17 protein-coding genes, 1 tRNA gene and 2 pseudogenes are annotated in these 21,919 nt (G+C 69.7%); 16 read left to right on the top strand and 4 right to left on the bottom strand.

All coding sequences use genetic code 11. The annotated features are described in order from the left end of the window. The first annotated feature begins 108 nt into the window (after positions 1–108). The 4 genes from ABH926_RS42815 to ABH926_RS42800 all read left to right on the top strand — a co-directional run bounded on the left by ABH926_RS42815 (position 109) and on the right by ABH926_RS42800 (position 5,078). The gene (locus ABH926_RS42815; RefSeq protein WP_370372295.1) at positions 109–1,239 is read left to right on the top strand and encodes an IS630 family transposase; all 1,131 of its coding nucleotides are present in this window, start codon (positions 109–111) and stop codon (positions 1,237–1,239) included. 659 nt (positions 1,240–1,898) lie between these two features. Beyond that, complete coding sequence (locus ABH926_RS42810) at positions 1,899–3,029, top strand: hypothetical protein (protein ID WP_370372293.1); 1,131 nt, start codon at positions 1,899–1,901, stop codon at positions 3,027–3,029. A gap of 102 nt (positions 3,030–3,131) precedes the next feature. Further along, positions 3,132–3,204 (top strand) — tRNA-Arg (locus tag ABH926_RS42805). Positions 3,205–4,172: 968 nt separating this feature from the next. Continuing rightward, positions 4,173–5,078, top strand: a complete 906-nt coding sequence (locus ABH926_RS42800; protein WP_370372291.1) for a helix-turn-helix domain-containing protein — start codon at positions 4,173–4,175, stop codon at positions 5,076–5,078. A gap of 208 nt (positions 5,079–5,286) precedes the next feature. On the opposite strand, the pseudogene ABH926_RS42795 reads toward ABH926_RS42800, so the two are convergent. Further along, positions 5,287–5,408 (bottom strand): annotated as a pseudogene (locus tag ABH926_RS42795) (thiamine pyrophosphate-binding protein); the annotation flags it as partial. A 145-nt stretch (positions 5,409–5,553) separates the two neighbouring features. Then, positions 5,554–6,048 carry a MaoC family dehydratase gene (locus tag ABH926_RS42790; protein ID WP_370372289.1) on the bottom strand — a complete coding sequence of 165 codons (495 nt, stop codon included), beginning with the start codon at positions 6,046–6,048 and terminating at the stop codon, positions 5,554–5,556. Positions 6,049–6,296: 248 nt separating this feature from the next. Between ABH926_RS42790 and ABH926_RS42785 the strand changes: the two genes are divergently transcribed. Continuing rightward, positions 6,297–7,016 (top strand): alpha/beta fold hydrolase, encoded by a 720-nt coding sequence (locus tag ABH926_RS42785; protein WP_370372287.1) that lies wholly within the window; start codon positions 6,297–6,299, stop codon positions 7,014–7,016. A 66-nt stretch (positions 7,017–7,082) separates the two neighbouring features. On the opposite strand, the gene ABH926_RS42780 is transcribed toward ABH926_RS42785, so the two are convergent. Beyond that, positions 7,083–9,755 carry a LuxR C-terminal-related transcriptional regulator gene (locus ABH926_RS42780; protein ID WP_370372285.1) on the bottom strand — a complete coding sequence of 891 codons (2,673 nt, stop codon included), beginning with the start codon at positions 9,753–9,755 and terminating at the stop codon, positions 7,083–7,085. Positions 9,756–9,937: 182 nt separating this feature from the next. Between ABH926_RS42780 and ABH926_RS42775 the strand changes: the two genes are divergently transcribed. From ABH926_RS42775 to ABH926_RS42745, 7 genes are all read left to right on the top strand, one after another. Further along, entirely contained in the window at positions 9,938–12,637 is a 2,700-nt protein-coding gene (locus tag ABH926_RS42775) for an AAA family ATPase (protein WP_370372283.1), read from the top strand. A 56-nt stretch (positions 12,638–12,693) separates the two neighbouring features. Continuing rightward, on the top strand, positions 12,694–13,695 hold the full coding sequence (locus tag ABH926_RS42770) for an alpha/beta hydrolase (RefSeq protein WP_370372281.1): 1,002 nt from the start codon (positions 12,694–12,696) through the stop codon (positions 13,693–13,695). A gap of 72 nt (positions 13,696–13,767) precedes the next feature. After that, on the top strand, positions 13,768–14,802 hold the full coding sequence (locus ABH926_RS42765) for a helix-turn-helix domain-containing protein (protein WP_370372279.1): 1,035 nt from the start codon (positions 13,768–13,770) through the stop codon (positions 14,800–14,802). Continuing rightward, positions 14,799–15,809 (top strand): helix-turn-helix domain-containing protein, encoded by a 1,011-nt coding sequence (locus ABH926_RS42760; RefSeq protein WP_370372277.1) that lies wholly within the window; start codon positions 14,799–14,801, stop codon positions 15,807–15,809. The genes ABH926_RS42765 and ABH926_RS42760 overlap by 4 nt, the downstream gene beginning before the upstream one ends. 122 nt (positions 15,810–15,931) lie before the next feature. Continuing rightward, on the top strand, positions 15,932–16,903 hold the full coding sequence (locus ABH926_RS42755; RefSeq protein WP_370372275.1) for an alpha/beta hydrolase: 972 nt from the start codon (positions 15,932–15,934) through the stop codon (positions 16,901–16,903). Beyond that, positions 16,900–17,070, top strand: coding sequence for a WhiB family transcriptional regulator (locus ABH926_RS42750; protein WP_370372386.1), 171 nt, complete (start codon positions 16,900–16,902; stop codon positions 17,068–17,070). Before ABH926_RS42755 ends, ABH926_RS42750 begins: the two co-directional genes overlap by 4 nt. Positions 17,071–17,163: 93 nt before the next feature. Continuing rightward, positions 17,164–18,045 carry an alpha/beta fold hydrolase gene (locus ABH926_RS42745; RefSeq protein WP_370372273.1) on the top strand — a complete coding sequence of 294 codons (882 nt, stop codon included), beginning with the start codon at positions 17,164–17,166 and terminating at the stop codon, positions 18,043–18,045. Positions 18,046–18,125: 80 nt separating this feature from the next. Here the strand turns inward: ABH926_RS42745 and ABH926_RS42740 are convergent, their stop codons facing one another. Next, positions 18,126–18,554 (bottom strand): hypothetical protein, encoded by a 429-nt coding sequence (locus tag ABH926_RS42740; protein ID WP_370372271.1) that lies wholly within the window; start codon positions 18,552–18,554, stop codon positions 18,126–18,128. A gap of 20 nt (positions 18,555–18,574) precedes the next feature. Between ABH926_RS42740 and ABH926_RS42735 the strand changes: the two genes are divergently transcribed. The 4 genes and pseudogenes from ABH926_RS42735 to ABH926_RS42720 all read left to right on the top strand — a co-directional run. After that, positions 18,575–19,570 carry a pirin family protein gene (locus ABH926_RS42735; protein ID WP_370372269.1) on the top strand — a complete coding sequence of 332 codons (996 nt, stop codon included), beginning with the start codon at positions 18,575–18,577 and terminating at the stop codon, positions 19,568–19,570. Next, positions 19,567–19,935 (top strand): GNAT family N-acetyltransferase, encoded by a 369-nt coding sequence (locus ABH926_RS42730; RefSeq protein ID WP_370372267.1) that lies wholly within the window; start codon positions 19,567–19,569, stop codon positions 19,933–19,935. The genes ABH926_RS42735 and ABH926_RS42730 overlap by 4 nt, the downstream gene beginning before the upstream one ends. 84 nt (positions 19,936–20,019) lie before the next feature. Beyond that, positions 20,020–20,268 carry a hypothetical protein gene (locus ABH926_RS42725; RefSeq protein WP_370372266.1) on the top strand — a complete coding sequence of 83 codons (249 nt, stop codon included), beginning with the start codon at positions 20,020–20,022 and terminating at the stop codon, positions 20,266–20,268. Positions 20,269–20,308: 40 nt separating this feature from the next. Next, a pseudogene (locus ABH926_RS42720) lies at positions 20,309–21,739 on the top strand (FAD-binding oxidoreductase); the annotation flags it as partial. Positions 21,740–21,919: the final 180 nt, after the last annotated feature.

Raw genomic sequence — 21,919 nt, 5'->3', positions numbered from 1 at the left:
CCGAGCCCTGCTAGTGCGGTGACCGGATTGGTCCACCGGCTTCGGGAATAGCTGTCGCAGTTGCCTGCTTTGGTGGGATGGATCGTCTCATCGAGTGGAAAGGCACTGATGGCGGAACGAGTGAAAGCCAGGCGGCTGACCGATCAGGAAGGTCAGCGGCTGTTGCGGATTGTGCGGCGCGGGTCGGCCAGTCCGGTGCGGTATCGGCGGGCGATGATCGTGTTGGCCTCGTCCAGTGGGAACACCGTGCCGGCGATCGCGCGGCTGGTGGCGGCGGACGAGGACACGGCGCGCGATGTGATCCACGCGTTCAACGAGATCGGTCTTCGATGCCTGGACCCTCGGTGGGCGGGCCACCGCGCCCGCCTGCTCAGTGAAGACGACGAAAACTACGTCGTGGCTGTGGCCAGCCAGCGCCCCGGGAAGTCCGGGGCGCCGTTCACCCGGTGGTCGATCCGCAAGCCGGCCGCGCACCTCGCCGCTGACCCGGTCCGCCCGATCCGGATCGGGCGTGAGACGCTGCGCACGCTGCTGTCCCGGCGCGGGGTCACCTTCCAGCGCACCCGCACCTGGAAGGAGCCCCCGGATCCGCACAAGGAGGCCAAGCTGGCCGCGATCGAGGACGCGTTGGAGCACCACGCCGAGGTGACGTTCGCGTTCGACGAGTTCGGGCCGCTGGGCATCCGCCCGGTGGCCGGGGCCGGCTGGGCCCGGGCCGGGCATCCGTGGCGGTTGCCGGCCACCTACCACCGCACGCACGGGGTGACCTACTTCCACGGCTGCTACAGCGTCGGTGCCGACCGGCTGTGGGGGATCAACCGGCGCAGGAAGGGCGCGGTCAACACCCTGCTCGCGCTCAAGAGCATCCGGCGGACGCGACCGGCCGACCAGCAGATCTTCATCATCTTGGACAACCTGTCGGCGCATAAGAACAAGGACATCCGCGCCTGGGCCGCCGCGAACCACGTCACGCTGTTGTTCACTCCGACGTACGCCTCCTGGGCCAACCCGATCGAGGCGCAGTTTAGGCCGCTGCGGCAGTTCACCATGGCCCACTCCCACCGCTCCCACCACGCCGTACAGACCCGCGACCTGCACGCCTACCTGACCTGGCGCAACGCCCACAGCCGCCACCCCGACGTGATCGCCGCCCAGCGCCGCGAACGCGCCCGGGTCCGCAGCGAGAAGGGACTGCGCTGGGGAGGACGCGCCCGAGGCGACCTCGCCCTGGCCGCATGACAACACATGAACCGGCGAACCAATCCGGTCACCGCACTAGCCGCCGGCGGGGCGTGCTTCCTCCTCGGCTTCGGCTGGCTGGCCCAAGCCCACACCGGCTCCAACTACCTCACCGACATCCTCGGCTCCATGCTCCTCATCGCGACCGGCATCGGCCTGACCTTCCCCACCCTCATTGCCGCCGCCACCACCACACCACCACCACCGCAGCCGCAGCCGCCCCCACCGACGCCGGCATCACTGGCGCCCTGGCCACCACCGCCGACCAGACCGGCGGCTCGATCGGCCTGGCCATCCTCGCCAGCATCGCCGCGACCCGCGCCGCGAAGGGGTCTACTCCGTCCAGGTCTGCTCTGTCGTCCGGCTACGACCTTGTTTTCCTGGTAGCCGCCGGCCTCGCGCTGGCGATCGTGGCGACCAGCGCGATGTATCGCTCGCGACCTACGCAGCCGACGCAGCCGACCACCAGCTGACCCCCACCGGCATCCGAACCAGCCCGACCACCAGAGCCGCAGCCACCCTGAGCTGCGGCTCTCTGTATGACTTGCCTCCCGCAAGTAATCGATATATCGTTAACGTATCGACAGCAACCAAAGACTGTCGCACAAGACCCAAAGACAGATCGGAGACGATCGTCACCCCCCCCGAAAGAGGACACCATGAACACCCCCAACCAGACCCCCAACCCCCGAACCACCCGCCGCACCCACGGCCCCGGCCACCCGGACTGCCACCACCACTCCGACCGCCGCGCCCGCGACGACCGCGGCTCCGACAACCGCGACTCCGACCGAGGCCGCCCCGACCGCCGTGGCTCCGACTCGCGTGACTACGACCGCCGTGACTTCGGCCGCCGCGGTCCCGGCCCGCGCCCTTTCGACCGCCGCGACTCCGACTCGCGTAGCATCAGCCGCCGCGACTACGGCCGCCGCGGTCCCGACCTCCGCGACCTCGACCCGCGCGACCTTGACCCGCGCGACTTCAACCCCCGCGACTTCGCTCGCCGTGGTTCCGACCGCCGCGACTTCGACCCGGGTGACTTCGGCCCGCGCAGCTCTCACCGCCGCGACTCCGACCACCGCAGCTCAGACCGCCGCGACTTCGACCCGGGTGACTTCGGCCCTCGCAGGTCCCGCCGCCGCGACTTCGACCGCCCCGACTTCGCCCGCCGCGGACCCGGCCCCCGACGCTTCTCCCGCCGCGGCCACGACCGGCGCGCCTTCGACGTCAGCACCTCCGACCGCCCCGGCTTCGCCCATCGCGATTCCCGCCCCGGCTTCGACCCCCGCGATTCCCGCCGTGCCTTCGCCTCCGGCCCCGACCAGCGCGTCCTCGAATTCGCTTTCGCCCACGGCCTCGACCCCCGCGCCCCCGAATTCGCCGCCGCCCTCGACCGCCGCGCCACCCACCGCGACCGCCGCCGCGCCGAAGCCCACGAGCACCACCGCACCGCGCACCACAACCACAACTGCGCCGAGCACGACCAGCACCACCGCCCCGACCGCGAGGCCCACCGCGAGCACCACCGCACGGCCCACGCCGAAGCCCGCCGCACCGCCCGCGACACCGACCGCCCCGCCCGCGACACCGACCGCCCCACCCGCGACCAGCGCACCGCCCACCGCGCCACCCGCGAAGGCCTGGCCGGCGCCGACCGAGCCCTCCGCAAGCTCACCAACGCCTACACGGCAGCCGTGAGCACCCCCAACCCCACCCACCACGACCAGGCCCGCGCCATCCTGGCAAAAGCCCGCCGCGACCTGCACACCATCCTCACCCCCGAAGCCTGACCCACCCCCGGCCCCGCCCACCGGCGGGGCCACACCACCCACCAGAAACGTCAGGCTGGAACCCACCCCCGACCCGCTAAGATGAGCCCGCGTCGCCGCCAGGCCCTCGTAGCTCAGTGGATAGAGCACCGGACTTCTAATCCGATGGTCGCAGGTTCGAATCCTGCCGGGGGCACTCGTTCAAACTCGTGCTCACCCCAGATGAGCTGGGGTTTTTCTTTCTGTCGAGTCGAGTCACCGCGACTCTTAGCGTGAACGTTCGAACGACGGGCCCGGGTTTCGGGAAATGCAGAAGTGTCCGGGTACGGTCCGGGTACGGCCGTCCCGACTCCGTACCTGATCTTGGTCGCGGGCTTGATTTTCGTAGCGTTGGATGTCGCGTCGTGCCGGCCGGCCAGACGGGTCAGTCTGAAGCCCCCAGCCACGGTATCGCCAGGTCAGGGGCTGTGCCTGAGCGTATCGCCCGCTGTCGGACAACCCCGCGGCGTTCCGATCCGTGCCGCGTGCTCTCTGTCGTCTCAGCAGAAGTGTCCGGGTGCGGTCCGGGGACGGACTCGTATAACTGGCACTGCCAGGCCAGGCATAGCCCATGCGTACTTGTGTAGGTCGAGCCGCACGGGCTTGCGCTGATGGCTGGTCCGGCGCCTTGGAGTGGTCGAATTCTGTCTCTTGCGCGGTCCTGTGCTCGATGCCGGACTCATGCGTTTGCGGTCAATCGACGACGACTCCGTCGAGGGGATCAGCCCCGCATGCGTGGGGAGCACGCCGCCAAGCGCAAGCGGCTCGCCGCCGGCTCAGGGATCAGCCCCGTACCCGCGGGGAGCACGTCGGCCCCGGCCAGTCGACGGCCCCGTACCCGAGATCAGCCCCGCACGCGCGGAGAGAAGAGCTCGTTGGGGATCTCGGCGTAGCCCGTCAGAGCCTCATGTGCATTCTGTTAGGAGTGGGGCGTGAGGCCCGGCTCTGCTTGTCCCGATCAAGGTCCTGAGCAGCTGTTAGGCGCTGCATGCGCGGGGTTTGTCGAAACCTGGGACACGGAAGGGACAGGGATGCGTTGCTGGGAGACCTGGAAGGATCCCTGTCCTGGTCGAATACTCGGATACCGGTCTTGACCTGGGTGATCGTTGCATATGATCGGTGCTCGTGGCTGTGCGACTGCTGTACCGGATCTTCGTCCAGGTGTTGTCCTGGCTGGCGTTGTTGGCCCGGTCCTCAGTGTCGAAAGACGTCGAGATTCTCGCGCTGCGTCAGGAGGTCGCGGTGCTGCGCCGATCGAACCCGAAGCCGCGGATCGGCTGGACGGACCGTGCTGTGCTGGCCGCGCTGTCCCGCCTGCTGCCCAAGACGCTGCGCGCGCACCGAATCGTAACTCCCGGCACCCTTCTACGCTGGCACCGTCGTCTACTCGCCGCGAAGTGGCGCCAGCCCAAGCCACCAGGACGCCCACCAATCCCAGATGACGTAGTGGCGCTGATCATCCGACTCACCACCGAGAACCCCACCTGGGGCGTCGTTCGCGTCCAGGGCGAGTTGCGCCGGCTCGGACATCGCGTGGCCGCCTCCACCATCCGCAAGATCCTGCGGGCACATCGGATCCCGCCGCCGTCCCGGCGCGACGACACCTGGCGCACGTTCCTGCGCGCCCAGGCCGAAACGATCCTGGCGATCGACTTCCTGCACGTCGACACCGTCATGCTGAAACGGCTGTATGCGGCGGTCGTCATCGAGGTCGGCAGTCGCCGGGCCTCTCTGGTGGGTGTCACCGACCATCCGACCGGCGCCTGGGCCACGCAACTTGCCCGGGAACTAGCCTTCGATCTTGAGCAGAGCGGCCGCCGCTTCACCCGGCTGATCCGCGACCGGGACGCGAAGTTCACCGAGGCCTTCGACGCGGTGTTCGCCTCCATCGGCGTCGAGGTCCTGCTTACCGCACCGCAGGCCCCCAGGATGAACGCCTACGCCGAGCGGCTCATCGGCTCCATCCGCCGCGAATGCTGCGACCGACTCCTCATCACCGGCCAACGCCACCTGCACCGGTTTGCTGACTGAGCATTTCGATCATTACAACGCCGGCCGGTCCCACCAAGGTCACGGCATGGCACTACGCGCACCGGACGACGACGCTACGGTGCTCCGATTCCCCACCCAGGCCGGTCAGATCCACAGGAGACAACGACTCGGAGGACTGCTCAACGAATACCATCCCGCAGCATGAAAACCCAGGCCAGCGTCTGTATCAGCGTTTTCGACTAGGACAGGCCACTTCCTCGTGCCGTACCTGGATCCACTTCATGCCGTCGTGCGGCGGACGGCGTCCACGACGGGATTGAGGCTGTCGCCGACGACGCCGTAGATGCGCTGGACTCCGGCGCGTGCCAGAAGGTCGACGTACTGTTCGGCGACGGTCTGCTTTCACATGATTCTCCTCGCGGCTCGTCACGGTGCGGCGTCGGGCTCATGCTAAGGAGGGCCGGTGCGCCGGCCTTTCCGTCAGCGCACCTCGATAAGCCGCGCAGTGCACGGGCTATCGGCGCAGCAAGTACTTGTGCTGTCCCGAGAGCACGAGGTCGCCCCGCTGGTTGTGGATGGTGGCCGCGGTGACGACCACGCCGGTCTCGCCCTGGGGCTCGAGGGCCGTGATGGTCAATGCCGGGTACAGCGTGTCGCCGGAGTGCACCTCACCGAGGAAGCTGCACGACAGCTCCAGGAAGCTGACGAACACGTCCCCGATGAAGTGGGGGAACAAGGTGGCGCCGGGCGCGGTGAACGCCAGGACCTGCAACCCGTGGACGACCGGCGCGCTGTGGCCGTGCCGACGGGCGTACCGCGTGTCGTAGTGGATGGGGTGGTTGTCCGCGGACACGGTCTGGAACGCCGCCGCGTGCGCGTCGGTCAGTGTCCGGCTCGGGGCTCGGAACACCTCACCGACCTCGAGGTCGTCGAAGGTGCGCGCCGGGACGATGGGGAACACGTCCGGGTTGAAGACATCTGCGTCATTGGGCTGCTGGTCGGTAGTCAAGACGGGACTCCTGTTCGGTGGCCTCTACGGTCCATGGGGGGACATTCGCCGTGAATCTAGAAGCGGGACGTGGACGTTTTGTGCCGCGCAGCGCACTGCCTTTCAGCATGGAGAGAACAAGGCAGTCGCGACGCGGGACCGGTGCACTTTGCGGTGCAGGCTGGTGCGCTCGCGGTCAGATCCGGGTCGCAGACGTCTTTAGCGTGAGCGGCCAAGTAGCATCTGTCCGCTCAGCGAAAGACATCACCATGACTGAAACCATCCCCACCGTCGTGCTCGTGCACGGCGCGTTCGCCGACGCCGCAAGCTGGTCCGGCGTCGTCAAGGAACTCCAATCGGCCGGCGTGCCGGTCCTCGTGCCGGCGAACCCGCTGCGCAGCCTGTCCGGCGACTCGGCGTACATCGCCTCCGTGGTCGCCCAGATCGACGGCCCGGTCGTCCTCGTCGGGCACTCCTACGGCGGCGCGATCATCACGGTCGCCGGCGTCGCCGATAACGTCGTCGGCCTCGTCTACGTGGCCGCGTACGTGCTGGAGGAGGGTGAGAGCCTCGGCGAGCTCCAGGGCGGCTTCCCCGCCACCCCGCTGGCGAGCAACCTCAAGGAGTGGAGCTACCCGGGCCCCGACGGTGAGCCGGTCGCCGAATTCACCATCAACACCGAGGCGTTCCCCGAGGTCTTCGCGGCCGACGTTCCCGAGGAGGTCAGCAAGGTCCTAGCCGTGGCCCAGCGGCCGCTGACCGCCGCCGCCTTCGGGGAGAAGGCGACCGCCGCCGCGTGGAAGACCAAGCCGACCTGGCTCCTGGTGTCCGGTGCGGACAACGCCATCAACCCCGAGGTGGAGCGGCTCGGCGGCCGTCGTTCCGGCGCCACCGTCATCGAGGTCGAGGGAGCCTCGCACGCGGTCGCCCTGTCTCACCCCGCGACCGTCGCAGATCTGATTCTGAAGGCGGTTCGGGCCGCCGGCTGACCAGCTGCACCGGCTGCGTGGAGACGCCGGAGCGCGGCGTCTCCACACAGCCGAGCCCTAACGCGATCAATCCACTGGCCGAGGCGGTTCGGCCAGAGCGTCCCGAAGCTGGGCTCGGGCTGTGATGCCGAGCTTGGGGAAGATCTTGTGCAGGTGGAAGCCGACAGTGCGTGGCGACAGGAAGAGCCGCGTGGCGATGTCGCGGTTGGTGAGTCCTTGCGCGGCCAGCTGCGCGATCTGGAGTTCCTGCGGAGTCAGATCGGCGCCGGGACTGTCCGCCGCGGGCGGCGTCGTCGGACCGCCGGCCGCCCTGAGCTCGGCCGTGGCCCGGTCCAGCCATGGGCACGCGTCCAGGCGCTGGAAGATCTCCAGCGCGGTGGCCAGCCTCGGCCTGGCCTCGGCCGCCCGCCGACGGCGGCGCAGCCATTCGCCGTAGTCGAGTTGGACCAGGGCGTGCTCGAACGGCCAGCGGGTACAAGCGGGATCTTCCAGGGCCGCGAGGAAGTGTTCTTCCGCAGCAGCATGATCATCGCCGCTCAGCAGAGCCGCCCCCCGGTGCAGGATCGCCTGCGCACGGGGTGAAGCGCCGGGGCCGATGGTCTGCTCGACAGCCTTCATCACGGTGCGTGCGTCGTCGGCGCGGTGGGCCCGGACAGCGGCCGACGCCAGATCGCCGAGGTAGTACACGGAGGCGTGGTAGTGGATCGGGCTGGTTTGGAAGTCTCGTGTGAACACGCTGCGGAGCTGTTCGTAAGCCGGGACCATGTCGCCCGCGACCAGCGCCGCCATCCCCAGGGCGTAACGGTACCGCACGTGCACGTTGCGGGCTTTCCGCAGATCGATGCCTTTCACGGCGTTGAGCGCCTGTGATCGAGCCTCCTCGTGCGCCCCGCTTAGGGCCCTGAGGGTGGCCCGCAGCAGCTGCGACTCCACCGTGATGCAGTCCGCTTCGGCCTCGGTCGCCATCAGGAAGGCGTCCTCGGCGCAGCCGGCGGCCGACGCCCACGTTCCGCTCTCGAACAACGCCGTTGCCAGGGCCAGCGCGACGGAGGCGTTTACGGTGCCGGTCCTGGATCGCCGTACCTGGTCCAAGGCTCGGCCCAGCAGGCGTACGGCGGTATCGGTCTCGTCGAGGATCCAGGCGGCGCTACCGAGCGCGACCAAGGCCGGCGGGGAAACCTCGTTCAGCCCGGCGAGGCTGTGCCGCAACGCGTCCAGACCCGCGGCACGCCGTGTGTGGGGATGCAGCATGGCGATCGGCCAGGCCCGCTCGACATGCTCGGGGAGGTTCGAGACCGGAGCCCAGAGCCGTTCGAACTCCGACCGGTGAAAGGGGTCGCCGGAGTGGTAGACGGATGTCGCCGCCGTCACCAGAGCGTCGGCGGCTTGGGCCGGATCGGTGGGCGGCAGGCTCTCGACGGCGGAGAACAGCAGCGCCAGCGCCTCATCGTGACGGAGCGTGATCCCCAGCGCCCATCCGCCGGACAGCGCGGCGCGAGCACGGACCTCCGGATCCTGGGTGAACTCGGTGACCTGGCCGGCCAGGTCTCCAGCCCACTGCGGGTAGCCGGCCAGCATCGCTGCTTGTGCCGCGGCGAGCAGTCGCCTGGCGCGCACAGCGGGGTCGGGCGTCAGCTCGGCTGCGCGTTCTCGCAGCGTGGCTGCCGTGGCCTGCGCACCGTGGCTCTCGGCCCGATCAGCGCCGCGGGCCAGCTCGGCCGCGACGTCCTCGTCCTGGCCCAAGGCGGCAGCGGCCAGGTGCCGGGCCCGCCATTCCGGGGTGTCGGCGTCGGTGACGGCGGCGAGCGCGAGGTGGGCTGCGCGGCGCTCGGCGAAGGACGCAGACCAGTAGACCGCGGCTTTCGTTACAGGATGGCGCCAGATCACCCGTCCGGCCTCGATCCGCACCAGCCCGGCGCGCTCGGCGGCCTCCAGGCTCTGTTCGCCGACCAGATCCGGGTCGGCGCGGTGCGCCTGCGACCACCGGGTGGCGCCGGCCGCGAACAGAAGCAAGGCCTTGCGGGTCGGGGCTGGCAGGTCGGGGAGGTCGGCGGCGAACGTCTCCACGAGCCGCTTGGTCAGCGGCAGGGACTGCGAGCCGGCGAGGTCCCCGTCCCGGTTTCCGGCGACGGCCCGGGTGAGCTCGATCAAGGCCAGCGGGTTGCCCGCGGCTTGCTCCAGGATCTGAACGCGTACCCGGCCGTGCGGCGGATGCGGCTGGGCGTCCAGGAGCCGACCGGAGGCCGGGCGGTCGAGCGGTTCGGCGACCAGGGTGGGGAAGTCCCGGTCGAAGCGGTCCGGTACCGCGTCTTCCCGCGCCGCGAGCAGCACCGCGATGGATTCGCCGGCAATGCGCCGGGCCACGAACGACAGGACGGCCACGGATTCGTGGTCGAGCCCCTGGAGGTCGTCGACGAGGAGGAGCAAGGGCTGCCGTTTCGCGGTGTCCGACAGCAGGTTCGCCACTCCGGCGTGGGTGTCCGGGACGTCTGGCTCGATCCGACGCAGCAGCTGCTGAATCGCCGCCAGAGGCGATCCGGACTCGCTCCGGCTGCCCCGGGCCAACAGCGTCCGCATGCCGCGGATGACACCCTGCTGTGCCGTCCATTCGACCAGGGTGCTCTTGCCGACTCCGGGTTCGCCGGTGAGCACGAGCACGTTCGGCCCTCCGTCGAAGGCGGCATCGAGCAGAAGACCGAGCCGGGACAGACCGTCGTCCCGGCCGAGGATCATGACCATCGCTTCATCCTGCCAGGCCGACCCATCCGACCGCACCCGCGGAAGGCGCGCTGCCCGCGAGACTGGTCATGTGACAGATACCAGCGGCCAGAAGAGACCGGGAAGAATCGATCGGGCCGGTCGGAGGCGTCCGGCGGCCGCTTAGAAACTGGTCTGGGCCACGGGAGTCGACGATCGAGACGGTGGGACGGGACGCGGAGATCAGCCGGATCCTCGGGTCGGCCGAGTGCGGGCCGGACGGTTCCGGGATCGTCGTCCTGCTGGGCGAGGAAGGAATCGGCAAGTCGCGGATCCTGCGGTCGGTCGCCGAACGCGCCTCGGCTGCCGGGGCCCAGGTGTTGTCGGCCCAGTGCTGGACCGCCGAGAAGAACGTTCCCTTCGCCGGTTTGCGCCGGCTGTTCGATTCCGGATCGGCCGCGGCTTCGGAACGCCGGGTCGCCGCGGGTCTGAGGCTTCGAAGCGTCGCGTCTGCCCGCGCGATGCTGGGCGCGCTGGATGCTCCCGCCGGGACGGTCATCGTCATGGACGATGTGCAGGATTGCGACGCGCCGACGTTGGCGGCATTGTGCTGGCTCACCCGGCATGCGGCGAACCGCCGGGTCTCGGTGCTGCTCGCGGCTCGTGGCGACATCGCCCCCGCGGGGCTGCCGTCTGAGGCGGACGTCTTGTATGTGGGGCCGCTCAGCCTGGGATCGGCCGCGGAGATCCTGGACGCGCAGCCCGGCGCGCCCGTCGGCCGCCGCCGGCTGGAGGTGCTTCAGGGAGCCGCCGGGAATCCGTCGGCGCTTCTGGAGTTGTGCCACGCCACCCGGGTACCTGGCGCCCGGGCCTTCCTCGCGAGTCCGGCACCTGGTGTGACGCGTGTGGAGCGCGGGTTCGTGACTCGAATCCGCGATCTTCCGGCGCAGACCCAGCGCGCACTGCTCTATGCCGGGGTCGCGGCGCCTGGCGAGGACATGGCCGCGATCATGGCCGCCTTAGGTGCCGGCGACCTGAGGGTGTGGGCTCCAGCCGAGGCGGCGGGCCTGGTCACTGTCGACGGCCGGAGTATCGTCTTCTGCCATCCGTTGGGGCGCAGTGCCGCCGTCGCTTGGCAGTCTGTGCACCTTCGTCAACAAGCCCACCGTGATCTTGCAGCCGTCGGCGAGAACCCGGCACACCGCGCCCGGCACCTGGCCGCCGCGGCGCTGGGACTCGACGCGGATGTGGCCCGGGACCTGGCCGCTGCGGCCTGGTCGGCTGGCGACGCCTTCACCGCTGCCGGCGCTTTGGAAGACGCCGCGCGCCTCACGCCGAGCCCCGGTCGCGGCATCCGCCTCGGCCAGGCTCTCCTCGCCGCCTGTGCTGTGGGAGATCTGCAGTGGGTCAGGGCCCTGCATGAGGAGTTCATCCGGCACAACGGCGATGCGCAGTCGGGCTGCGCCGTGGCCTGTGCCGTGGCCACGACGCTGTCGGCGGCGTCACACCAGAAGGAGGCCTTCGATCTGCTGATGGAGGCGGCGGAACGCTGCGGCGATGTCAGTGGTCCGCTGGCTTTGGCCGTCGCGACGGTCGCCACTTGCATCGCCGAACACAGCGGTCTGGCCGATCACCGGCGACAGGCCATGCGGATTCTCGCTCGCGCTGAGGCGGCCGACGACGCCGGCGGCGCTGCTCCGGAGGTACTCGCGCTGCTGGACGACACCGCACTCCGATCGGCTTTGCAGGACTACATCTCGGTCGCCGTGGGGCAGGTCTTGGCCGCTCCCGTTCTGCGTCGGCTGGAGCACCCCCGCTTGGGAGTGCTTCCCGACGGCCCCGGCCGCATCGCACGCCGACTCGCGGCCGGGACGGTGGCCTACCGTGCAGACGAACCGGATACGTGTATCGAGCAATACCGCCGAGCCGACTCTCAGCTACGAGTCCGTGCGGCTTTCGGGATCCGGGCGCTGACGGTCGCCCCGCTGGCCGACACCCTGGTGGCCACAGGCCGCTGGGCCGAAGCCGGCACGCTGATCGAGACGGCTGGGGATGAGGCCGCGGTCCTCGGGATGAGCCGGGTGGCGGCTGATCTTCGGGTGCTCCAGTTCGGCCTCGCTGCGCTGCGGGGTGAGGCAACGGCCGACGACGCCGCCGGCCGCGCGGTCGGGATCGACGTCGATCTCGACGAGAACGCCGCCACCCGTGCTCGGCTCGCGCACGCCCGTGCGTGGTCCGCCGCGGCGCGGTGCGACTGGACCGGTGCTTTCCGCTCGCTGAGGAGCCTGTTCGATGCCGACGGCGAGCCCGAACACCCGCACCTGTCCGCACGGGCCGTGGCAGACCTCGCTGTCGCCGCCGTCCGATCAGGCCGATCGCAGGAGGCGGCGGTGGTCCTGCGGCGGATCCGGGACGGTGCGGGGGAGCGGCCGAGCACCCGCATGACGCTGCTGATACACCATGCGGCAGCACTCGTCGACCCCGAAGCCGATCCGGAGAACAGCTTCCAGTTGGCCCTGGTCAATCCCGGCGGCGAGCAATGGCCGCTGGAACGTGCCCAGGCCCGGCTGAGCTACGCGCTCTGGCTGCGGCGCCGTAGACGGACGACCGGGGCGCGCGAACAACTCGCTGCCGCGCTCGAAGTCGCCGAGCAACTGGGCGCGGGTCCGCTGATCGCAGCCGTCCGCGGTGAGATGCGGGCCAGCGGGGTCGCCACCGCCCAGGAACCTTCCGCGGTGCTGGGCCTGCTCACGGCCCAGCAGCAACAGATCGCCCAGCTCGCAGCCAGCGGCTTGTCGAATCGTGAGATCGGTGAACAGCTTTATCTGTCGCCCCGGACTGTGGGATCGCACCTGTACAACGTGTATCCCAAACTGGGCATCAGCAGTCGGCACCAGCTGCGTGATCTGCTGGAAGACGGGTAAGGTCGACCGGGATCGCCGGGATAGGGTGCTGGACGGGTCGGGGGGAAGCGCGAGGGATGGAGCCGGTTTCGAGCGACGATGTCGAGTCGTACCGGGCGATCACGGTGGTTCTCGATCCTGCCGTCGAACAGCTCATCGCGGCTTCATCGGCGCCGCCGTCCCTGGACGACCTGGGGCCGGCTCTGGGGCGCCAGGCGCTGCAGGAGGTTCAGGCCGACTGCATCGAGGACTTCGATGTGCACGCCGAGTTCCGGGTGGCGCCGGTCGGGCCTTCCGGGCTCGTGGGTTTCTGGATCTTCCGGCCGAGGGACGTCCGAGGTGCCGGCAAGCCACCTCCGACGTTGTTCTACGTGCACGGTGGCCGGTGGATGCTCGGCGACGCCCAGACCCACGTGCGTCTGGTCGGCGAACTGGTCAAGGGAACGGGCACGGCCGCCGTCGTGCCCGAATACAGCCGGACACCGGAGGCTCGCTATCCGATCGCGCTGCAGGAGTGCTACGCACTGCTGACCTGGATCGTGGACCAGCAGGACGAACTGGGCCTGGACGCGGACCGGACAGCCGTGGCCGGTGATTGCGCGGGCGCGACTCTCGCGACGGCGCTCGCCATGGTGGCCAAGAAACATGGCGGTCCCCGCCTTGCCGCACAGTTGCTTTTTTATCCACTCATAGACGCTGCCTGCGACAGCGAGTCCCAGCACCGGTTCGCCACCGGCTATCTGCTGACTCGCAAAGCGCTGCGTCGCTATTGGCGGGAGTACCTGTACGGCTGTGAGTACTGGAACGAGCCGACCGCCTCCCCACTGCACGCGGGCCGCGGCGACCTGGAGGGTCTGCCGCCGACGCTGATCGTCACCGCCGAGGCCGATATAGCCCGGGACGAGGGCGAACAGTACGCTCGGCGACTGCGCGAAGCCGGGGTCGAGGCGTCCGCGATGCGATTCTTGGGGACCGTCCACGATTTCGTCGCCCTGAACGCGCTGAAGGACAGTCCTCCCAGCCGGGCCGCGGTGCGATACGGCTGCGAGTTCCTGCGCTCCAGGGTGACCGGGAGCTGATTCCGCCGAACCAGTCACCGGTCAGTCGGGCGACTCATGCGGTTCACAGCCCGGCCCCGGCAGGCTGGAACCATGCGAGAGACACCGGACTCATCTCCAGACGGGGACGACGGCGTCGTGTCGGCCGACCCGTCCCGGGGCCACGTGATCACCACCCGATCGGTGCCCGCCACCGAGCGCCTGGACTTCTGGCGCGACGCCGTCATGGCCTCGCTCGTCGGGATGGACATCACCACCGAGCGGCCCACTATCGACGCCTCGCTGACCATCGACCAACTGGGAGACCTGCAGATCACCAGAGTGGACTGCGACCCGGGGGAGATGCACCGGGCTCCCCGCTTCATCGCCCGCGGCGACGGCGGCCAGGTCTTCGTCGCGGTCCAGAGCAGCGGCCGCTGCCAGGTCGAGCAGGACGGCCGAATCGCCGACCTGGAACCCGGGGATATCGCGTTCTTCGAGACCATGCGTCCTTACCGCACCCGGTTTCCCGAGCGGTTCACGATGAAGATCTTCGCCGTGCCCCGATACCTGCTCGGCCCGAGCGAGGCCGAACTCCGGCAGCTCACCGCCCGGACGATGCGTCCGACCCACGGAATCACCGCGCTGGTCTCGCCGTTCATGGACCGGCTGGCGGACGTCTCCACGCGCTACGACGCCGCCGCGGTCGGCCGCCTGGCGCAGAGCATGACCGGTCTGCTGGCGGCGGCGGCCGCGGACCATCTCGGCCTGCGATCGGCCGACCTGCCCGGCGCGGACCGGGCCTTGTTGTTCCGGATCAAGGCCTTCATCCGCTGCCATCTGTCCGATCCGGAGCTGAGCCCGGGGGCGATCGCGCTGGCCCACGGAATCTCTGTGCGCTATTTGCACAAGCTGTTCCGAGACGAGGGCACCAGCGTCGGGCGATGGATCCGCGAGCTGCGCCTGCTCGAATGCCGGAGCGAACTGGCTGCCGGCGGTGGTGCCGCCGGCGTGGGACAGATCGCCCGCCGGTGGGGGTTCTCCAGCAGCGCGCATTTCGGCCGGGTGTTCCGCGGTGCCTACGGCATCTCGCCGTCCGAGTGGTTGCAGCAGCTCGCCGAAGGGAACGCGGCGGGGGAGCCAGGATGACCTCCGGAACCCCGGCCGTCCGTGCACCGGTGCTGAAGAGTCTGGCTCCGACCGCCTTCTCCAGCGCCGACTACGGGCCCGAAGACGGTGCGAAGGCCTGGCGGCGTGCGCTGTCGCGGGCCTACGGGGACGTCGAGATGGCGGCATGCAGCGCCAAGTCGTTCCCGGCGTCCGTCACGGCGGAGTGGAGTGGCGGAGTGCAGGTGGCCATCGAGGAATCAGGGCCGGTGGTCATCGCCCGCCGTGGCAGCGGCGTCGGGATCGAATCGCGTCGGCACATCTTGGCCCGCCTGCAGGTCGCGGGCGATGTCCTGCTGATCCAGGACGGGCGTTCGCTCCGAGTGCCGGCCGGGGCGTTGGTGCTCCACGATGCGGGACGGCCCTTCAAGATCGTCTGTTCCGGACGGCAGCGCGCATACGTCCTGACGATGCCGCGTGCTCTGATGCGGCTGGAGGAATCGGCGCTTCGAGCCGTCACCGCGACCCTGATCGACGATGATGCCGTCGGCGCTCTCAGCATGCTGGCGGCCGCGCTGGTCGAAGAGCATGCTGTCGCGGACGCGGCGTTGCGCGGGCACCATGCCCGCGCCGCCGCCGATGTCGTGTGTGCGGCGGTGACCCACCAGATCAGCCGGAACCCGCCGGCGGGAGTACCGCGCCAGGCACTGCTGGACCGGGTGAAGGCGGCCATCGAGGAGCGCCTCGGCGACCCCGACTTGACCCCGCAAGCCATCGCCGACCGGCACCACATATCGGTGCGGTATCTGCATGTGCTGTTCCAGCAGCAGGGCACGACCGTCAACGGCTGGGTGCGTGAGCGCAGGCTGGAGGCCGCGGGCCGCGATCTGGCCCGGCCCGACGCACACCGCCGGTCTGTGGCCGGGGTGGCCGCGCGGTGGGGATTCTCCAACTCCTCCCACTTCAGCCGGGCGTTCCGTGAGGTGTACGGCATGTCCCCGATGCAGTGGCGCAAGCGCAGAAGCACCAGCACTTCGACAGTCGAATGAGAGTCCGCCCCGCGCCAGTGCACTGGCTGTCGGCCTTTAGTGCGGCGGCGGAAAAGTCCGACTGGCCTTCGCTACTTAGTGTCAGTCCCGGTAAGGGTCCTCATCTAACAAGGGAGATCACAATGCCCGAGAACGTTTCCGCGAAGCCGGTGCTCGAACCCGAGGCCCAGGCCTTCGCCGAGGCCACGGCCAACCCGCCGTACCTGGCCGACCTCGGCCCGGTCGAGGGCCGCAAGGCCGTGGACGAGGTCCAGTCCGGTGAGGTCGCCATGCCCGCCGTCGACGAGGAGTGGGTCACCGTTCCCGGCGGCCCGACCGGTTCGGTCCAGGCCCGGATCGTCAAGCCCGCGGGGAGCACGGGGACACTGCCGGTGATCCTCTATATCCATGGCGCGGGTTGGGTGTTCGGCAACGCCCACACCCACGACCGGCTGGTCCGCGAACTCGCGGTCGGCGTCGGCGCCGCCGTCGTGTTCCCCGAATACTCACTCTCGCCCGAGGCGCGCTACCCGGTCGCGATCGAGCAGAACTTCACCGTCGCCCGCTGGATTGTCACCGACGGCGCCGCCAAGGGGCTGGACGCGAGCCGGCTGGCCGTGGCCGGCGACTCTGTGGGCGGCAACATGAGTGCCGCGCTGACCCTGATGGCCAAGGAGCGTGGGGGAGTGCCGTTGGTGCAGCAGGTGCTGTTCTACCCGGTGACCGACGCGAGCTTCGACACCGCCTCCTACCACCAGTTCGCCGAGGGCTACTTCCTGCGCCGCGACGCGATGCAGTGGTTCTGGGACCAGTACACGACCGACCCGGCCCAGCGCGCCGAGATCACCGCCTCGCCGCTGCGCGCGAGCGTGGAGCAGCTGGCCGACCTGCCGCCGGCGCTGGTCATCACCGGCGAGGCCGACGTCCTGCGCGACGAGGGCGAGGCATACGCCGCGAAGCTGCGGGCCGCGGGCGTCCCGGTCACCGCGGTCCGGTTCCAGGGCGTCATCCACGACTTCGTGATGCTCAACGCGCTGCGACCCACGCACGCCGCGCAGGGTGCCATCACCATGGCCGTCCAGACCCTGTACAGCGCGTTCAATCCGGCGGCCTGACCGGCGCCGTATCCCGGTCATCGGCGAGTTCGGAACCGCCGCCGTTCTGCCGGAGATGCCCGGTCAAGGAAGCCTGCGCGGCTTTCGCTCAACGCACCGGCCAGGCCTTCGGGGTCTGGGGCGGACTCGGCGAGGCTGATCGCGGCCACACCCGGCAGGCGGCCTGAGGCTCCCGTCCCGCGTTTCCCCCTCCGGTATTCCACCAGTCGTTCGCAGCCTGCTAACGATCAATCCCGCACACCCAGCAGAAGGAATCAAACATGCTGTCCACTAAGAAGGCACGTCGCGGCGCCATCGCCGCGGCGTGCGTGTTCGCAGGCGTAGTCGCGCTCAGTCCCGACTCGCCGGCCACCGCCGCGCCGCTGGGCGCCGCCGCCGCGCACCACACCTCCCCGACGTCGTCGGCGAAGCCAACGATCGTCCTGGTCCACGGAGCCTGGGCCGACGCGTCGAGCTGGAACCCGGTGATCACCCGCCTGCAGAACGCCGGCTACACGGTCTATGCGCCGCCGAACCCGCTGCGCGGGGTCGCCAGCGACGCGCAGACGATCGCCGACTTCCTGTCCACGATCCCCGGCCCGGTCATCCTGGTCGGCCACTCCTACGGCGGCTTCGTCATCACCAACGCCGCGACGCAGAGCCCGAACGTCAAGGGGCTGGTCTACGACGACGCCTACATCCCCGACCAGGGCGAGACCGTGTTCCAGATCAACGCCGCGCAGCCCGGTTCGTGCGTGGCGGCGGACCCGACGTCGTTCCTGAACTTCGTCCCGTACCCGGGCGGCCCGGCCGGCGACGTCGACGCCTACCTCAAGGTCGCCCCCAACGGGACCTACCAGGGCTTCGACAACTGTTTCGCCAACGGGGTGCCGGCCGCGCAGGCCAGCCTGCTGGCCACCGGCCAGCGGCCGTTCGCGGTCAGCGCGGGCTCCGAGCCGTCCGGCGTCCCGGCGTGGAAGACGCTGCCCTCCTGGGCGGTGGTCGGCACCCAGGACCACGTCATCCCGCCGGCGGAACTGCTGGCCATGGCCAAGCGTGCCGGCTCGCAGATCGTGCAGGTCCCCGCGGGCCACCTGTCTTTGCTGACGAAGCCGGGTGTGGTCGCGAACACCATCATGAAGGCCGCCTCGTCCGTCGGCTGAAACCGCGTCACCTGGTGCGGCGAGCGTCGTGGTCCGTCTCGTCAGCGGGCCACGGCGCGCGTGTTCGTACGCCGCGAAGGTCAGCCTTCCAGGCGTTCGCCGGTGCTGGCCGAGAACAGGTGCGTCTCGTGGCCGTGCGGCTTGGCGTAGAGGGTGTCTCCCTTCATCGGGACGGCGCGGGCGTCGACCCGCACGATCAGGTCCACGGTGTGGTCGCCGACCTCGGCGGAGGTGTAGGCGAACGCGTCCGCGCCGAGTTCCTCGACCAGGTGGACTTCCATCGCGATCGCGCCCTCGGCGTCGCCGACCAGGTCGAAGGACTCCGGCCGCACGCCCAGTGTCAGCGTCTTGGCGCCGCCGGAGGCCGCCAGGTCCAGGGCTTTGCGCGCCACCGGCACAACCAGGCCGTCCAGCTGCACGCCGCCGTCGACGATCGGTACCTCGATGAGGTTCATCGAGGGGGAGCCGATGAAGCCGGCCACGAAGACGTTCGCGGGCTTCTCGTACATGCCGCGCGGGGTAGGACGTCGTGCCCGCTGTGACCGTAGAGAACCCGCTGGCCCTGCCGCGGATCGAACCCCTCGCCGAGGGGACCGTGCCCCGTCGGGTGCTGGCGGTGACGACCGCGCCGTCCGGTTTCGAGGGCGAGGGCTTCCCGGTGCACCGGGCGTTCGCCGGCATCCGCACCGAACATCTGGACCCGTTCATCATGATGGACCAGATGGGCGAGGTGGAGTACGCGGCCGGGGAGCCGAAGGGCACGCCGTGGCACCCGCACCGCGGCTTCGAGACCGTCACCTACATCATCGACGGGATCTTCGACCACCGGGACAGCCACGGCGGCGGAGGCACCATCACCAACGGCGACACGCAGTGGATGACCGCCGGCTCCGGCCTGCTGCACATCGAGACGCCGCCCGAACACCTGGTGCTGTCCGGCGGCCTGTTCCACGGTATCCAGCTGTGGGTGAACTTGCCGAAGGCCAAGAAGTGGTCGCCTCCGCGCTACCAGGACATCCGCTCCGGCCAGGTCGGGCTGGCCTCCTCCCAGGACGGCGGCGCGCTGGTCCGCGTTATCGCCGGCGCCATCGAAGGTGTGTCCGGGCCGGGCATCACCCATACCCCGATCACCCTGGCTCACGTGTCGGTGACCCCGGGCGCCCGCGTGGAGCTGCCGTGGCGCAAGGACTTCAACGCCCTGGTGTACGTGCTCAACGGTCGCGGCACCGTGGGCGCGGAGAACCGGCCGATCCACACCGCTCAGACCGCGGTGTTCGGGACGGGTGACAGCATCGTCATCGCCGCCGACCAACAGCAGGACTCGCGTCACCCCAACCTGGACGTGATCGTCCTGGGCGGCGAGCCGATCCGCGAGCCGGTCGTCCACTACGGCCCCTTCGTGATGAACACCGAGGACGAGGTCCGCCAGGCGCTGATGGACTTCCACGCAGGGAAGATGGGCGTGGAGCCGACCGAGGCGATACCGCACATCCAGCCCGGCGAGACACCCCCGGTGGCACAGTGACGTCCCCGGCGATCGCGGTCGTGAACAACGACCACGAGCACCGCTACGAGCACCGCTACGAGATCCTCCATGACGGGGCGCTCGCGGGCTTCACCGAATACCGCATACGTGGAGACCGTGTCGTGTTCATCCATACCGAGATCGACGACGCCTTCGCCGGCCAGGGCCTGGCCGGCGAACTGGCCCGCCAGGCGCTCGCCGCGGTGGCCGCCACCGGGGCGACGATCGTCCCGGTGTGCCCCTTCATCGCCTCGTGGCTGCGCCGGCACCCCGACTTCGACGGCCGGGTCAGCTGGGACGACGCCGAACGATGGATCGCCGGCGACCATCTGCTGAAAGGCAGCGAGGGTTCCTCCAGCGCGTAAGGCTCCTGCAACTGTGCACGCCGCGACCGGTCGATGTGCGTTCGGGGTCAATACGGACGGATCACGGAATCCTAGAGTCGCGGCATGCCCGAGAACCCCGTCAGCTTCGAGCGCGACATCCGCCCCCTGTTCCGCGCGATCGACATCGAGCACATGATGCGCTTCGGCGTTCGGCTCGACGACTACGCATACATGTCAGACATGGAAAATGCCGAGCGCGTGTACCACTCCATCGCCGCCAAGCGGATGCCGCCGCCGGACGAAGGCTTCACCTGGCCCGAGGACGACGTGCGCCGTCTTCGTTCATGGATCGACGAGGGCTGTCGTCCCTAGCCACGTCGACGAGCACCGACAGCCGTGAACGGAGAGTCAGATGGCGCTGCTTGAACCAGCCCCGGGAAAGCTTCGACCCGCCTCCACCGAGGGCCCGTCCGTCGATCGGGTGCCCGACGAGCGCGCCTCCGGGACGCCCGACCGCTTGAGAACGGACCTGGTCGGCCTGGTCGGCGCGCCGAAGGTGTTGCACACGCTCTCGGACCTGGTGCGATACGCCTCGGACGCCAGCCCGTACCGGTTCGTCCCCCAGGTCGTGGTGGTGGCCGAGAACGCCGAGGACGTGGCCGCCGTGCTGCGTTACGCCCGCGAGCAGCGGCGGGACGTCGTGTTCCGGTCGGCCGGGACGTTGCTGAACGGGCAGGCCCAGGGCAAGGACATCCTCGTGGATGTGCGGCGCCACTGGACCGGCATCGAAGTGCTCGATGGCGGCGCCCAGGTCAGGATCGGCCCTGGCACGACCCTGGGGCGGGTCAACGTCGCGCTCGCCCGGCATGGCGGGCTGATGGGGCCCGACCCGGCGAGTTCGAGTGCGTGCACCGTGGGCGGTGTGGTCGCCGACAACGCCTCGGGCATGACAGCCGGGACCACCCGCAACTCCTATCGGCTGCTGTCGTCCCTCACTGTCGTCCTGCCGTCGGGTACGGTCGTGGACACCGGGGCCCCAGATGCCGACGAGATCCTGCGCGTGGCCGAACCCGAGTTGTGCGAGGGCCTGCTGGCGATCAAGGCGGAGATCGAAACCGACACCGCGCTCGTCGCCCGGATCCGCTCGAGATACGAGCTCAAGAACACCAGCGGCTACCGCCTCGACGCGTTCCTGGACGGCTCGACCCCGGTCGAGATCCTGCGCGGCCTGATGGTCGGTTCCCAGGGCACGCTGGGCTTCATCGCTCAGACCGTGTTCAAGACCGTATCCCTGGACCGTCTTGTGCACACCGGGCTGCTGGTCTTTCCGGATATGACCGCGGCGGCAGCGGCCGTGCCGCTGTTCAACGAAGCCGGTGCCCGGGCCGTGGAGCTTATGGACGGCAACACCCTGCGCGCTTGCGCGAGCGTGGACGGCGTCCCCGCAGACTGGGCCGATATCCCGCGCGAAGCTGCCGCCCTGCTGGTGGAGTTCCGCGCAGCCGACGAGTCGGCGCGCCAAGCCCACCGAGGGGCTGCCGCCGCGGTCACGGCGAAGCTGTCGCTGGTGTCGCCGGTCGCGTCCATCACTAACCGCTTCATAGACGATCCCCAAGCGATCCGCACGTACTGGCACGCCCGCGAGGCGTTCATGACCGCGGTCGGCAAGGCCCGCCCGGCTGGATCGACGCTGATCACCGAGGACTTCGCGGTGCCTCCCGCACGCCTGGCAGAAGCCTGCGAGGCCTTGACCGAGCTGCAGCGCAGCCATGGGTTCGACGCCGCGGTCGCGGGCCATGCCGCCCACGGCAACATCCACTTCCTGCTGGCTTTCGAGGCCGCCATCGATACCGCCGGATTCGATCTCGGGACCGACATCGGCCATCCGGTGTTGCCGGAGCACACGGCGGTCGGGTACGTCCTGGACGCAGATCTGAGCGTCGGCCACGAAGCGCTGTCCGAGGAGATCGGTCTCGCGGATCGCGGCGGGCGGGAATCCGGTCCACCGCCCGGGCGGGGTGAA

The organism is Catenulispora sp. GP43 (genome assembly GCF_041260665.1).
Taxonomy (GTDB): domain Bacteria; phylum Actinomycetota; class Actinomycetes; order Streptomycetales; family Catenulisporaceae; genus Catenulispora.
The sequence above is the reverse complement of the archived record's forward strand: the minus strand, read 5'-3'. Positions and strand labels throughout refer to the sequence as shown.